Raw genomic sequence first — 13,781 nt, 5'->3', positions numbered from 1 at the left:
TATAGTGACAGAGCCACAGATTTTGAAAAGCTTCTGTTCTTGAAAAACTACTGCTTTTGAAAAAACAGGGTTATCGTACCCACTTCCATACCGAACTTGCGGATGCTAGTTAGGTTAAATAAATGCTTGTCATCTTGGCGGTACATCCAATCGTCAAACGCCACCGTGTACGTTGAACCGTCGACTTCCAATTCAAAATCGTATTGCCATCGCAGCGCGTTACCGACTACCTCTCCAGTCGCCTCACCGATGATGTCATCCGCGCGGCCTTTGTAGGTTCCGTCAGCCAGTCTGTCTATCGTCCAAATACGCTGATCGAACTCGCCATCGTCGAACACAAAGTCCTCAATCAGAGTGATCTGGTCTCCCTGCACGGTTCCAACGATCACGACTTCAAAGCGGCGAGTTTGTTTGTCGGTGTAATCTTGCACCATCCCCCAAGCTTTAGTTTCACCTTCAAAATACTCAAACAAATTGAATTCAGGATTAGAACCTTGATAGTCCTTTAAATCCGCGCTGCAAGCACTGAGCAGTAGGATAAAAGGAAGCATCAAAGATGAAGCCAACCACCGCATACGTTTCATTATTATTCCTTATTAACGATTCATACCTATCAGCTGGGCGCGCAGCTTAGGATATTGAGTATTATTGCCTAGCCAAATAGACAGAAAGCCATCATTGAGTGACTCGTCCTCAATACGCCCTACTTTCTGCATCGGTTTGTCACTGTTCAAATAGTAGAAATTACCTGTTGAACCGTCGGTCACGTAGATAAGCTGATGACCATCAGCAACGCTTGGGAAAATATCATACAGCTTGGCGATCCATTGGCTCCGAGTCGCTTTGTCGACACCCATTTTCTCCCATTGGTCGAGCGTCGCTTCTAAAAGTTGCTCTCGGCTAATGTCACGCTGGTATTCAATGCGCAGCGCGATAGGATGAGGGGATACATCGTTGCCCAACGCATAAGTGCCTTGAGGCGCAAGCAGCTGTGAGCGGTAAATATCAAAGAAGAGCCATGACAGCTGTGCCTCGCCGACGACTTTCCATTGTCCCCAACCTTCATAACTCACCGGTCTATCGCTGGTTGCAGAGGCGTTACCTACCGCCAACGCTAAACATAATCCAAGTAATACTTTAGCTTTCATGACTCACCTTCCGCTCCGAGTATGTGCTCAATCGAAGCACAACGAACACGATGGCAACCCATTGCAAGAAAAGTAGCGCCATCATCGTAAAAATAGAAAGGTGTGTATCCACAGCGCCGAGTTTAAACCCTGCGAAGTAACTCAGCGCTCCGGCCACACCACCCACTATTACTACGATGGAAATCGGATAAGAAGTCAGAAAACTAGCAAGAAAGTACGCATACCAAGCAAAAATAAGCCATAGAGCCACCAGCCAAATTGGAAGCAGCGCTGAATCAAAGACCAACACGCCAGTCAGTGCATTTGTGCTATCCACAATTAAACCAAGGCCAACAATGGCACCCCAGATGGGCAGTGACAGGTTGAGCTTGTTAAAGGTGGTCACAACAGTAATTGCAGCAAGCGCAAGTGCGAGCCATTGAAACCGCTCCTGACCCAATACAGATAGCGCCCACATCAGCTCGAACCAAGTACTCACTATTAACAGCTTCCAACCACGACTCATGACCGCTCTACTCCATTTAGCTCTAACTATTGGCCGCGTTGAAACGTGATATGGACGGTACTGATACTCTTCGCTCTAAAGCCACCTTCACAGTAGCAGAAGTAGTAACGCCACATACGGATAAAGCGCTCATCGTATCCAAGCTCACGCACCCGTGTTAACGCCGCTTCGAAACGAAGGCGCCAATCCACAAGAGTTTTCGCATAATCTTGACCAATGTCGAATAAGTCGCGGACGATCAAATCCGTGTGCTTGGTGGTGTTTGACGTTAGCGCAGTTATGGAAGGCAAGAAGCCACCTGGGAAAATGTATTTCTGAATAAAGTCGACATTGTCAGAATAATAATCGTAGCGCTGATCCGCGATGGTAATCGCTTGTATCGCCATCAAACCTTTTGGTTTTAGTAGCGATTGGCACTTTTTAAGGTAGGAAACTAAAAACTGCTTACCCACCGCTTCAATCATTTCAATGGACACCAGCTTATCGAATTGCCCCTCTAGTAGGCGATAGTCTTGTTTTAGCAGGATGATTTTATCCGCCAGTCCCTCTTCAGCCACTCTTTGTTGGGCGTACGCATACTGCTCTTCCGAGATCGTGGTCGTGGTGACACGGCAACCATAATTTTTCGCCATGTAAATCGCCATTCCGCCCCAACCCGTGCCAATTTCGATCACATGGTCACTGGGTTGCAGTTTTAACTGCTGGCATAAACGCTCCATTTTGTTGATCTGCGCTTGCTCTAAGGTATCTGTATCCTGCTGATAGATGCCTGAGGAGTACAGCATTCGCTCATCGAGGAAGGTTTCATAAAGGCTGTTCCCCAAGTCGTAGTGCGCCTCAATGTTCTCTTTCGATTTAGAGACCGTGTTGCGATTCACCCAGTGACCGAGTTTGTACATAATACGGGTCAGCAGGCTCGATTTATCTTCGATCGAGTCTAACGCGGCAAGGTTGAGCGCCATCAACTCCATTAGTGCAGAAAGGTCTGGGCTCTCCCACCAATCATCCATATATGCCTCGCCGGCGGCAATGCTCCCGCCCTGAAGTAAGCGTCGGTAAAACTCGGGGTGTTTGACTTCGATCACCGCAGCAGGCTCGTTAGAACGCGGTGCACCGAAACGCTCCTCCACCTGACGATTGCTCTCACCGTCGCTAGAAAAGCTCTCGATGATGGTTAATGTGCCAATTTCCAGTTTCTGTAAACAACTAAAAGCCACACCTTTAGCGGTTTTTTGTAAGCCAGTGAGCGTCTTTGGCACGTCTAGGGACGTGGTTTGTAACATTGGAATTCTCCCTAATTCTTAGAATTCGATTGCTGCGAAAATTCGTTATTGTTCTTTCCTGGGTGGTCGTATATTGGCACCCCTTTTCGCCAAAGCTTAAAGGCGTGCCAATAGATTCCAGCCACCACTTTTACGGCCATTATTGGTGTTTTGACCAATTGTTTTAACAAAGAAGATGACGTGAACGGCTGCGCTTTCATTTGAAGTGTCGCGTCAAAGACTTTATTGGGTTTATGACACTCTAAATGAACAAATACCCTGTCACTCAAAGGTTTCAGCTTCCAGTGATAACGTTGGTCAATCGGATTAAACGGTGAGACGTGAAACGCTTTGTCATGCTGCCAATTAACGTTTTCATCGCCAGATTCAGCGGCAATGGCGTAATAGTGCCTTTCATTCCAGGGCGTATTACTCACCTCTGCCAGTAAATATCGCCATTGGTTTTGATCATCATATAAATAGTAGAAGTTGACTGGGCTGAAATACAAACCTAGGTAGCGAAGGTGACAGACCGCAATGACTTTGCCACTGAGCCTCTCACCAGTCAGTTCAAAAACCTTGTCTTGCACCGCTAACTTTAAGTCACCATCACCAATGTAATCGTCACGCTTAAACCGAGCCCAATGCCACCAGCGACGTCCAAAGCCCCATACTCTTCGTTGGAGTTCATCGACCTCGTCGAGATCGATAGCGGGCATAAACAGCGGATAACTGAGGTGGTGCTTAGTCGGTGTAAATCGCCGATGCCCGACCTCACCAATCATCAAGCGGCTTGAAACAGACATTACGCCGCTCCTCGCGCCAACGTTTCGTCAGCGGGCGCGGTTTGCAAAACCTCTTGCTCGATTCCGTTCACCACATCTAGTGCGCTGCGAACGCCATCTTCATGGAAACCGTTGTACCAATAAGCACCACAGAACCAAGTATTGCGCTTGCCCCAAAGCTCCTCACGTCGCTGCTGAGCGGCGATACTCTCAGTAGTAAATACTGGATGGCTATAATTAAAGGTACGCAGTATCTTGTCTTGCTGGATTTTTTCTGCTGAGTTGAGTGACACGCAGAAGGTGGTGTCTGAATCGATATGCTGCAAGATGTTCATGTTGTAGGTTAGCGTCGGCAAGCGTTGCTGCTCGTCTTCGCCACCATCTAAGGCATAATTCCATGAAGCCCAAGCCGCTTGACGCTTTGGCAGTACGCTAGTGTCTCGGTGCAGAACGACTTCATTATCTTGGTAGGCCATTGCACCGAGAATTTCGCACTCTTCATCTGAAACATCATCAATCATCGCCAAAGCCTGATCGCTGTGACAAGCGAAGATGACTCTGTCAAAACGTTCAGTCGCACCGTTTGATGTGACACTAACGCCGTTATCATCACGTTCAACACGACTGACTGGTGAGTTCAGTCGAATACAATTCGCAAAGCCTTGAGTTAACGGTTCAATATAGGCACGCGAGCCACCCTCAATCACATACCACTGCGGGCGATCCACCACGTCAAGTAACCCGTGGTTCAAGAAGAAACGTAGGAAAAAGCGAAGCGGGAACGCGCGCATGTCCGCTAACGTCGAAGACCAAATCGCGGCGCCCATTGGCAAGATATAGTTTTGAGTGAAGTAGTCCGAAAAATCGTTCGATTGCAAAAACTCACCCAGAGTTTGCTCTACTAAGCTGTCGTCATCGGCAGACGCTTTAGCCAGTTTGTTAAACCTTAAAATCTCGAAGATGAAGCGGTAGAAGGTCGGGTTAAGTAGATTGCGTTTTTGTGCAAACAGAGTCGGGATAGTGTGGCCGTTATATTCAAGCCCATTCGCTGCGTTCTTGACACTGAAGCTCATTTGAGTTGGGTTACCTCTCACCCCAACTTCGTTCATCATTTTGATGAAATTTGGATAAGTGCGGTCATTATAGACGATAAAGCCAGTGTCGACGGCGTAGTGCTTGCCCTCGTGTTCGATATCAATAGTCGCGGTGTGACCACCAATATAATCGTTCGCTTCGTATAACGTGACTTCGTGGTCTTTATGTAAATAATAGCCACACGTTAAGCCTGATATTCCGGTTCCTACAATTGCAATCTTCATTATTATTATCCTTAGTTTCTTTTATAGAAGTTTAGCCACTATTTTGGTTTGCCAACGGTAGGGCAAAGCTGCAATTGCCCTGAGAATAGAGGTAAACTTTTTCGGGAAATAAATCGTCGTTTGGCGCTTCTCAATCCCTTCGCGTATTGCCACAGACGCCTCTTCTGTCGAGACGATCATTGGCATATCAAAATCATTTTTGTCGGTGAGCGGCGTTTTGACAAAGCCAGGAAACACACAACTCACCAATACGCCCTTATGCTGCCAATCAAGCTGTAATGTTCTGGTTAAATAGGTAATCGCGGCTTTCGATGCGCCATACGCTTCGGCGCGTGGCAGAGCCAGTTCACCGGCAATAGAGCTCACGACAACAACGTGGTGACGCTCATCCAGTCTGTCTTGGATAGCTGCTAATACATTCACGCTGCCATTGACGTTGACGTCCATTACTCGCGCGATCAGCGCAGCATCAAGCTCGCCATTATCAATGTACTCACAGTCCCCAGCGTTCACTATCCAAAGCGTCGGTGCCTCAGTTAAAACGCTGATGGCTTGGTTCACCTGCTCTTTGTCAGTCACGTCAAAGCTCAAAGTAGTAATGTTGTCTCGCCCTGCTTTCACTTCCTCGAGTTTCATTTCCGAGCGCCCACACGCGTAGACATGTATACCCGTTGCGGCATAATCTTCAGCCAATTGCCGTCCTATGCCCGAAGAGGCGCCTGTGATGAATACCGACTGATGCTCCATGGTGCTACTTCCCTAGCCTTTGCTTGATATTTCTGATGACCACACCAAGTAGCGGTATGTTCTCATACAGCATTTCGCCTAAATCGAAATAGTCGCGATGGTAGATCACGCGGTCGCCGCTAAAGCGGATCTGGCTGACCCCGTTAACCTCTACAGGCTGTCCCCCGTTGAGTTTTGGGTGCTTAAGCTTCATTGTCCAAGTCAGAAAACCCGTGTCTTCAACTTGCTGATGATGACGAATATGAAAGTCACATTGAATGACGTTGGTATAAAGAGAGTCGAAATACGCAGAGAGTTGATCCCAGCCTTCGAAACGGTGAGCCGAATCCTCAAACACCACGTCCTTGTGATAAATGTCTTCGAGCAAATACAGGTTGTCTTTGCTCAGTTTTCCGTAAACCTCACTGACGGCTTCGATATTCATAACAACCCTTTGTTAGTTATACATTTATTCCTACTGTACAAGTTAGTACATCCCAAAACTTATACAAGTTTTTGCATTTTCAATTTTTTGTATAACTACTACGGGTCGCAATTTTGAAAAGATCAAAAAAAAGCTTGGAAAATTTTCCAAGCTTTTTAATAGGTTCGGGTTGTTTAAGGTTCAGTACTAGTACTGTTCGCTACGTAGTGCATTAATACGTTTTTCTAGCGGTGGGTGGCTCATCAGTAGTTCTGTGATAGAACGCTTACCATTGATACCAAATGCCATCATTGAGCCCTCAAGCTGAGATTCTTGGCTCATTTTCAGACGCTCAAGCGCCGCAATCATCTTCTGCTTACCAACCAGGCTTGCCGCGCCAGCATCAGCATGGAACTCACGATGACGGCTGTACCACATGGTAATAAAGCTTGCTAGGAAGCCAAATACCATTTCAAGAACAAACGACACACCGAAGTAAACCATCATGTTACTGCCACCCTCGCCTTCTTCATCGGAGTTGTTTGATGCGACGATATTGGCAATAAAACGCGACAAGAAGATAACAAAGGTGTTCACCACGCCTTGCATCAGCGTCATGGTAACCATGTCACCATTGGCAATGTGACTTACCTCGTGCGCCAGAACCGCTTCTGCCTCATCACGAGTCATGTTGTGTAGCAGACCTGAAGATACCGCAACGAGCGAATCATCACGCTTTGCACCCGTTGCAAATGCATTAATGTCAGGCGAGTCATAGATCGCAACCGTTGGCATACCAATGCCTGCTTGCTGTGACTGACGGCTCACTGTTTCCAGTAACCAATGCTCTGTCTCGTTGCGTGGACTTTCAATCACCATTCCGCCGACTGATCGCAGCGCCATGCTCTTTGACATCATCAAAGAGATAAACGAGCCACCAAAGCCAAATACTGCAGCCATAATGAGTAACCCTGATAGGCTACCAGGCTGCATACCTGTCACCGCGTAGACGATATTGAGGACAATACTCAATACCAAAACTACCGCAAGGTTAGTCGCTAAAAAGAGTGCTACTCGCTTCATTTACATTTCTCCAGATTAAGAAGCTATTTTTCTATCTACTCAATGTTACTTGAGCATCATGCCTTTGTGTTTTTCTCTTGGTGATTGTTATCTTGCTCGCAGTATCAACACTACTTTGAGATCCAAGTGGCATTTTTCACATTCAATATATACATAGTGTCGTGGATTTGAAATTCAAGGTTAAGCTTTAAATTGCAACAAAGCATTAATCTTTTGACTACTTTATAAAGAATAACGTATTGAAATAGTGAAGCAATCTCCAGCACGCTCATTATGTGCCGCTGGAGAGATGCAATGCAACATTGTTGTGTGAGGAGATCGGGCTTTGAGGCCTTAGACTTTGGTCTTATTGTGACTCTGGCACTGACAAGATAAAGTCCAAGCAGGTCAAAGCCCATAGGAAAAGGAAACCACCATGGTAGAAAACAACAACTTTCAGATGGCCATCGATTTGCTGTGCTGCCACTTGGGAATCAGTGAAGATGAGGCTCGCGAGCAACTGGGTATCAGCGATAGCAGTGATATCGATGCTCATATTATGGAAACTCAGTCGGCGCTTGTGGGTTTGTCAGAAGACAAGTAACCCCGCTCGAAAGACAAGCGAAAGACATTTAAGAGCCGCAGTGATGCGGCTCTTTTGCTTTTTGTGTTTTGTTGTAAATAGCAGGATGTTTTCAAACTAATAAAAAACCTGATGTATCAAACGACACATCAGGTTTTATTAACACTCTAGGGTCACTAAGCGCTGTTACGCTTTCGACTCTTTAGGCTTCTTGCGTTTGTCAGTGATTTCCCACTTGCCATCAACATAGAGGCCTGTCCAACCAGATGGCTTGCCATCAATCTCTGAACGAATGTAGTTCTCTTTGGTCTTACGACTGAAGCGAACAACCGTTGGGCGACCATCTGGGTCTTCTGTTGGCGCGTCAGCTAAGTAAACAAACTTAGGTGATAAGCGCTCTTTAAAGCGAGCAAGCTCACTCACCAACGGGGCACGGGTTTCACGTGATTTAGGGAAGTTGCTTGCCGCCATAAACAGGCCAGAAGCACCGTCACGCAATACAAAATACGCATCTGAGTTTTCACAAGGCAACTCAGGGAAATGCACAGGATCTTCTTTAGGCGGTGCGATTTCACCGTTCTTAAGGATCTTACGTGTGTTCTTACAGGTTTCGCTGGTGCAATCCATGTACTTACCAAAACGGCCATTTTTCAATACCATCTCAGAGCCACATTTATCACATTCAACGGTTGGGCCATCATAGCCTTTCACCTTAAACTCGCCGTGCTCTACCACATAACCTTCACAGTTCGGGTTGTTACCACACACATGAAGCTTACGCTTGTCGTCAATCAGGTACGCGTCCATCGCCGTTTCACAGATTGGACAACGCTTCTTAGCGCGAAGTGCAGCGGTTTCAACGTCTTCTTCTAGAACGTTGATAATGCCTTCTTCGTCACCAAGGTTGATGGTCGTTTTGCAACGCTCTTTCGGCGGCAGCGCATAACCAGAACAACCTAGGAATACACCTGTTGACGCTGTACGGATGCCCATTGGGCGACCACATGTTGGACACTCGATGTCAGTTTCAACGATGTGGTTTGGCTTCATACCGCCATGCTCTTCATCAAGCTCCGCTTTACCAAGGTCGGTGGTGAACTCGGCAAAGAAGTCATTCAGAACTTGCTTCCAGTTGGTCTCACCTTCTGCGATCTGGTCTAGCTTCTGCTCCATACGAGCAGTGAAGTCATAGTTCATCAAATCGGTAAAGCTGTCATCCAGACGGTCTGTAACGATCTCACCCATCTTCTCTGCGTAGAAACGACGCTGATCCACTTTCACGTAACCGCGATCTTGGATCGTAGAGATGATAGAAGCATAGGTCGACGGACGGCCAATGCCACGTTTCTCAAGTTCTTTAACCAATGCAGCTTCAGTAAAGCGCGCTGGCGGCTTAGTGAAGTGCTGTTTTGGATCCAGTGCGACTAAGTCGAGCTTATCACCCAGTTGAACGGCTGGAAGAATCGCATCTTCATTTTTGCCCATTGGACGCTGCACGCGAGTCCAACCATCAAACTTAAGAATTCGGCCTTTCGCTTTTAGCGTGTAGTCATCCGCTTTAACACTGATGGTCGTCGAATCGTATTTCGCTGGCGTCATTTGACACGCAACAAATTGATTCCAAATCAACGCATACAGTTTGTGAGCGTCCGCTTCCATCCCTTTCAGATCGTCAACTTTAACATTCACGTCTGATGGACGGATCGCTTCGTGCGCTTCTTGCGCCCCTTCTTTGCTACCGTAGAAGTTTGGCTTAGCCGGTAGGTAAGCGTCACCGAATTCACTATCAATAAAGCCACGTACCGCATCCACAGCTTCTGCACTGAGGTTAGTCGAGTCAGTACGCATATATGTGATGTAACCCGCCTCATAGAGCCTTTGAGCGAGCATCATGGTCTTTTTCACACCATAGCCTAGACGCGTACTTGCCGCCTGCTGCAGTGTTGACGTGATATATGGCGCTGACGGTTTGCTCTGTGTTGGTCTATCTTCACGTTTGCAAACTTCGTATACGGCCTTATCGAGTGTTGCGACCGCCGCTTTCGCTTCCGCCTCGTTAACAGGCTTAAATGCCTTGCCTTGCTTCTGAGCAACAAGTAAACGGAAGTCAGTTTTGTCTGTTGTTTTGGTGTCTGCATGAATATCCCAGAACTCTTCTGGAATAAACGCATTGATTTCACGCTCACGCTCTACCAGCAGCTTAACGGCAACCGACTGTACGCGGCCAGCAGACAAGCCCCTAGCGACTTTTTTCCAAAGTAACGGAGACACCATAAAGCCCACAACTCGGTCGAGGAAACGACGCGCTTGCTGAGCATTAACACCATCCATATTCAGCTCGCCAGGATCCTGGAACGCTTGTTGGATAGCATTTTTAGTAATTTCATTAAAGACCACACGCTTATATCGCTCTTCATCGCCGCCGATGATCTCACGAAGGTGCCATGCGATAGCTTCTCCTTCGCGGTCCAAATCGGTTGCGAGATAAACGTGGTCAGCGTCTTTGGCAAGCTTTTGCAGCTCAGCGACTACCTTTTCTTTGCCAGGTAGCACTTGATAGTTTGCCGCCCAATCGTCGAATGGGTTGATACCCATCTTTTTGATGAGTGCCTTACGGTCTTTTTCTTTTTTAATTCGTGCTTTTTCTTCAGCACTTAAGCCTTTGGTAGACACCGCAGCCGCTTTTTTACCTGTACTCTGACCGGCAGTTGGCAAATCACGAACGTGACCCACACTCGACTTAACAATAAAGTCTTTACCGAGGTACTTATTAATGGTTTTAGCTTTAGCAGGTGACTCCACTATAACTAGTGACTTTCCCATAATGACACTAACGTCCTATATCACATTGCGACATTTAATCGCACGATGTTCGAAATGTATGCTTCTTTTTTTACTATTGAGCGAGAACAAAAGAAGATCAACCTGTTTTTTTACAATCAGAAGCTAATTGGTCGACAAATGTCCGATCGATACAGGCTCGCTATTTGAAAAATGGCGCAATATTAAACGTCATTTACCCAGCTTGACCAGCAACATTAAGCAAAGTTTGTCGCAAATCACAAATTGCTGCTAACTATAGCTGAGATATTTACCCTTGCAAAATGCGGTGTCGCTCATACACTACGGCAAAGCCATATATATAGAGGACATCAATATGTCACAAAAAACGCCTATCTCACCATTCGACCTTTTGTTAATTGCTAACCAAGTCATCCAAGAGCATGACGACTACCTAGATGGCATGCGCGCTGATAGCGTAGAGGAGAAAGACGGAGTATTGGTCTTTAAAGGCAACTATTTTTTGGATGACAATGGTTTACCGACTGAGAAAACGACGGCAGTTTTCAATATGTTTAAATACCTAGCTCACCATCTTTCTAAAGAGTTCACGCTCAAATAATTGTCGGCATCTGTAAAAACGAGTTCTTCAAAATCTAGGCCTTCAAAAACGAGATCTTTAAAACTCGGTCTTCAAAACCAAAGCGCCCTATCTTTCGATAAGGCGCTTTAAAAATTACTGGCTAAGTCCGGCTAGTTTGTCAAAGTAGTCCGGGAAGGTTTTTGACGTACATTTAGGATCATTGATCGTCACTGGTGTGTCGCTCAATGCGACCAGCGAGAAACACATCGCCATACGGTGATCATCATAAGTATCAATGGCGGCATGTTTAAGCTCCGATGTCGGTTCGACAATAATGTAGTCTTCCCCCTCTTCGACTTTCGCGCCTACTTTACGTAGTTCTGTCGCCATCGCAGCAAGTCGATCGGTTTCTTTTACACGCCAGTTGTAAACATTGCGAATGGCCGTGGTGCCTTTTGCAAATAGCGCCGTTGTCGCGATAGTCATCGCAGCATCGGGGATATGGTTGTAGTCCATATCAATGCCGACTAACTCACCTTTGCGGCACAAAATGTAATCATCACCCCATTCAATGTCTGCGCCCATTTTTTCCAGCGCGTCAGCGAAATGAATGTCACCTTGGATACTATTTTTACCAATACCTGTGACTTTAATTTCACCACCTTTGATTGCCGCAGCAGCAAGAAAGTAAGAGGCCGATGATGCATCCCCTTCCACCAAGAATTGACCCGGTGAGCGGTATTGTTGACCACTTTTCACAACAAATTGCTGATAGTTTTGGTTTTCAACTTCAACGCCAAACTGCTTCATGATGTGTAGAGTAATATCGATGTATGGCTTAGACACTAAGTCACCAACAATCTCAATCGTCACATCCGCTTTCGCAAGAGGCGCTGACATCAAAAAGGCGGTCAGGAACTGGCTTGAGATAGATCCATCGATTTTAACGTGGCCACCTTTTAATCCAGTGCCGTTAATTTTTAACGGAGGGTAATGCTCGCTCTCAAGATAAGTAATATCCGCGCCCGCTTCGACAAGCGCATCGACTAAGTGACCAATTGGTCGCTCTTTCATGCGAGGCTCACCAGTAAGTACAAACTCACCTTGTCCTAAACACAGAGCTGCAGCAAGGGGGCGCATTGCGGTACCTGCATTGCCCAAAAACAATTCTGTGGCTGCATCTACGGTAAACGCCTTACCTAAACCTTTGACCACACATTGAGTTTTGTCGTCAGATAACTGATACTCAACGCCAAGTTTAGTAAGCGCGTTAAGCATATGACGGATGTCATCACTATCGAGTAGGTTAGTCAGTGTTGTCGTGCCTTCAGCAAGTGCTGCAAGAAGTAAGGCACGGTTGGAAACGCTTTTCGAACCAGGAAGATTAACGGTTCCCGATACTTTCTGAATAGGTTGTAATGTTAAGCTTTCCATTGGGGTGTTTAATCCTTTGTCGATACTTCGATCCTAACGTGAAGTATCCTCTATAATTCTTCGTACTGGCAGACTATCGAAAATAGTGACCAAGCGCTACCCCTAATCATACCATTAGGGGTCAAAAAACAACCAAACAAATACTAGTTAACTAGTACATAGCAAAAACCTAGAACACAGAGCCACTTTCGTATGACCATTTATCTTCCCGAGTTGGATGTCGAAGACCTAAGCTTCCCCTCGCCATATGAAGCATTAGACGAGCCCAACGGACTGCTTGCATTTGGCGGCGATTTACGCCCAGAGCGTCTAATCAGTGCTTACAAGAATGGTGTATTTCCGTGGTTTGGACCCAATGAGCCATTGCTTTGGTGGAGCCCATCTCCACGTGCTGTATTTAAGCCTGAAATTTACAAGCCATCAAAAAGCCTTAAAAAGTTTCAGCGCAAGCATCAGTATCGCGTCACTATCAACCATAATACCGAAGCGGTCATCGGCTACTGCTCAAGCACCCGCCCACTAGAGGAAACATGGCTCAACGACGACATGCGTGCCGCCTATATCACACTGGCTAAGATGGGCTACTGTCACTCGGTTGAAGTATGGCGAGACGATGAACTCATTGGCGGACTTTATGGACTCTCAATTGGCCAAGTTTTCTGTGGTGAATCCATGTTCTCCCTTGCCCCAATGCATCAAAAATCGCCCTTTGGTATTTCTGTCATCATTTCACTCAGCTTGGTGGGAAGCTGATTGACTGCCAAGTGATGAACCCACACTTGGAGTCCCTCGGTGCGATAGAAATGAGTCGTGATGAGTTCCTGTCACGTTTGCAGCAACATCAACAATCTGCCATGGATCTTTCCTGTTTTTCACCGCAAACGCTATCATTGGCTATAGACAGAGGTGAGAATCAATGACAATGGCCGTGCAACAAATCCGAATTGGGCTTAGCCGCAAACAGCCTTGCAGTTACATTACAACCAAGGAAGAGCGTGTCGCTATCGTGCTGGAAAAAGAGATGCACAATAGCGACAATTTCGAAATGCTGCTCGCTAATGGGTTTCGTCGCAGCGGTAATACCTTGTACAAACCGCAGTGCGATACATGTCAGGCATGCCAAGCCCTGCGTGTCTCCGTGCCGATTTAAGCCAACCCAAAGATCCAAA

13 protein-coding genes and 2 pseudogenes are annotated in these 13,781 nt (G+C 46.5%); 4 read left to right on the top strand and 11 right to left on the bottom strand.

Annotated elements, in window-relative coordinates:
• Window positions 1-47: 47 nt before the first annotated feature.
• The 9 genes from TZ48_RS00500 to htpX form a co-directional block, all read right to left on the bottom strand.
• Complete coding sequence (locus tag TZ48_RS00500) at window positions 48-584, bottom strand: DUF3833 domain-containing protein (protein ID WP_112477859.1); 537 nt, start codon at window positions 582-584, stop codon at window positions 48-50.
• A 12-nt stretch (window positions 585-596) separates the two neighbouring features.
• Entirely contained in the window at window positions 597-1,148 is a 552-nt protein-coding gene (locus TZ48_RS00495; protein WP_112477858.1) for a chalcone isomerase family protein, read from the bottom strand.
• Window positions 1,138-1,653 (bottom strand): DUF2878 domain-containing protein, encoded by a 516-nt coding sequence (locus TZ48_RS00490; protein WP_112477857.1) that lies wholly within the window; start codon window positions 1,651-1,653, stop codon window positions 1,138-1,140. Before TZ48_RS00490 ends, TZ48_RS00495 begins: the two co-directional genes overlap by 11 nt.
• Before the next feature lie 26 nt (window positions 1,654-1,679).
• A complete protein-coding gene (locus TZ48_RS00485) occupies window positions 1,680-2,936 on the bottom strand; it encodes an SAM-dependent methyltransferase (protein ID WP_112477856.1) in 1,257 nt (418 codons plus the stop codon).
• Window positions 2,937-2,947: 11 nt separating this feature from the next.
• Window positions 2,948-3,721, bottom strand: a complete 774-nt coding sequence (locus TZ48_RS00480; protein WP_112477855.1) for a DUF1365 domain-containing protein — start codon at window positions 3,719-3,721, stop codon at window positions 2,948-2,950.
• Window positions 3,721-5,019 (bottom strand): NAD(P)/FAD-dependent oxidoreductase, encoded by a 1,299-nt coding sequence (locus TZ48_RS00475; RefSeq protein WP_112477854.1) that lies wholly within the window; start codon window positions 5,017-5,019, stop codon window positions 3,721-3,723. Before TZ48_RS00475 ends, TZ48_RS00480 begins: the two co-directional genes overlap by 1 nt.
• A gap of 21 nt (window positions 5,020-5,040) precedes the next feature.
• The gene (locus tag TZ48_RS00470; RefSeq protein ID WP_112477853.1) at window positions 5,041-5,766 is read right to left on the bottom strand and encodes an SDR family NAD(P)-dependent oxidoreductase; all 726 of its coding nucleotides are present in this window, start codon (window positions 5,764-5,766) and stop codon (window positions 5,041-5,043) included.
• Between the two features lie 4 nt (window positions 5,767-5,770).
• A complete protein-coding gene (locus tag TZ48_RS00465; protein WP_042501824.1) occupies window positions 5,771-6,190 on the bottom strand; it encodes a nuclear transport factor 2 family protein in 420 nt (139 codons plus the stop codon).
• A gap of 186 nt (window positions 6,191-6,376) precedes the next feature.
• Window positions 6,377-7,252, bottom strand: coding sequence for a protease HtpX (gene htpX, locus TZ48_RS00460; RefSeq protein ID WP_112477852.1), 876 nt, complete (start codon window positions 7,250-7,252; stop codon window positions 6,377-6,379).
• A 415-nt stretch (window positions 7,253-7,667) separates the two neighbouring features.
• Here htpX and TZ48_RS24550 point away from each other — a divergent pair, with 415 nt between their 5' ends.
• Window positions 7,668-7,835 (top strand): hypothetical protein, encoded by a 168-nt coding sequence (locus tag TZ48_RS24550; RefSeq protein WP_239670621.1) that lies wholly within the window; start codon window positions 7,668-7,670, stop codon window positions 7,833-7,835.
• A gap of 165 nt (window positions 7,836-8,000) precedes the next feature.
• On the opposite strand, the gene topA is transcribed toward TZ48_RS24550, so the two are convergent.
• A complete protein-coding gene (topA, locus tag TZ48_RS00450; RefSeq protein WP_112477850.1) occupies window positions 8,001-10,637 on the bottom strand; it encodes a type I DNA topoisomerase in 2,637 nt (878 codons plus the stop codon).
• A gap of 334 nt (window positions 10,638-10,971) precedes the next feature.
• On the opposite strand from topA, the gene TZ48_RS00445 reads away from it, so the two are divergent.
• Window positions 10,972-11,217 carry a YciN family protein gene (locus TZ48_RS00445; protein WP_112460458.1) on the top strand — a complete coding sequence of 82 codons (246 nt, stop codon included), beginning with the start codon at window positions 10,972-10,974 and terminating at the stop codon, window positions 11,215-11,217.
• A gap of 114 nt (window positions 11,218-11,331) precedes the next feature.
• On the opposite strand, the gene aroA is transcribed toward TZ48_RS00445, so the two are convergent.
• Window positions 11,332-12,612, bottom strand: a complete 1,281-nt coding sequence (gene aroA, locus TZ48_RS00440) for a 3-phosphoshikimate 1-carboxyvinyltransferase (RefSeq protein WP_112477849.1) — start codon at window positions 12,610-12,612, stop codon at window positions 11,332-11,334.
• A 192-nt stretch (window positions 12,613-12,804) separates the two neighbouring features.
• Between aroA and aat the strand changes: the two are divergent.
• Together aat and TZ48_RS00430 are read left to right on the top strand one after the other, a co-directional pair.
• Window positions 12,805-13,532 (top strand): annotated as a pseudogene (gene aat / locus TZ48_RS00435) (leucyl/phenylalanyl-tRNA--protein transferase).
• Window positions 13,529-13,756 (top strand): annotated as a pseudogene (locus TZ48_RS00430) (arginyltransferase); the annotation flags it as partial. The pseudogenes aat and TZ48_RS00430, both read left to right, overlap by 4 nt.
• Window positions 13,757-13,781: the final 25 nt, after the last annotated feature.

This window comes from Vibrio variabilis, assembly GCF_003263785.1.
In the GTDB taxonomy this organism is placed as follows: Bacteria; Pseudomonadota; Gammaproteobacteria; order Enterobacterales; family Vibrionaceae; genus Vibrio; species Vibrio variabilis.
Note: the sequence above shows the minus strand (reverse complement) of the source record. Positions and strands in the feature narration are given on the sequence as shown.

Coding starts and splice junctions, on each gene's coding strand:
- TZ48_RS00500 (WP_112477859.1), bottom strand. CDS start 584: ATGAAACGTATGCGGTGGTTGGCTTCATCTTTGATGCTTCCTTTTATC.
- TZ48_RS00495 (WP_112477858.1), bottom strand. CDS start 1,148: ATGAAAGCTAAAGTATTACTTGGATTATGTTTAGCGTTGGCGGTAGGT.
- TZ48_RS00490 (WP_112477857.1), bottom strand. CDS start 1,653: ATGAGTCGTGGTTGGAAGCTGTTAATAGTGAGTACTTGGTTCGAGCTG.
- TZ48_RS00485 (WP_112477856.1), bottom strand. CDS start 2,936: ATGTTACAAACCACGTCCCTAGACGTGCCAAAGACGCTCACTGGCTTA.
- TZ48_RS00480 (WP_112477855.1), bottom strand. CDS start 3,721: ATGTCTGTTTCAAGCCGCTTGATGATTGGTGAGGTCGGGCATCGGCGA.
- TZ48_RS00475 (WP_112477854.1), bottom strand. CDS start 5,019: ATGAAGATTGCAATTGTAGGAACCGGAATATCAGGCTTAACGTGTGGC.
- TZ48_RS00470 (WP_112477853.1), bottom strand. CDS start 5,766: ATGGAGCATCAGTCGGTATTCATCACAGGCGCCTCTTCGGGCATAGGA.
- TZ48_RS00465 (WP_042501824.1), bottom strand. CDS start 6,190: ATGAATATCGAAGCCGTCAGTGAGGTTTACGGAAAACTGAGCAAAGAC.
- htpX (WP_112477852.1), bottom strand. CDS start 7,252: ATGAAGCGAGTAGCACTCTTTTTAGCGACTAACCTTGCGGTAGTTTTG.
- TZ48_RS24550 (WP_239670621.1), top strand. CDS start 7,668: ATGGTAGAAAACAACAACTTTCAGATGGCCATCGATTTGCTGTGCTGC.
- topA (WP_112477850.1), bottom strand. CDS start 10,637: ATGGGAAAGTCACTAGTTATAGTGGAGTCACCTGCTAAAGCTAAAACC.
- TZ48_RS00445 (WP_112460458.1), top strand. CDS start 10,972: ATGTCACAAAAAACGCCTATCTCACCATTCGACCTTTTGTTAATTGCT.
- aroA (WP_112477849.1), bottom strand. CDS start 12,612: ATGGAAAGCTTAACATTACAACCTATTCAGAAAGTATCGGGAACCGTT.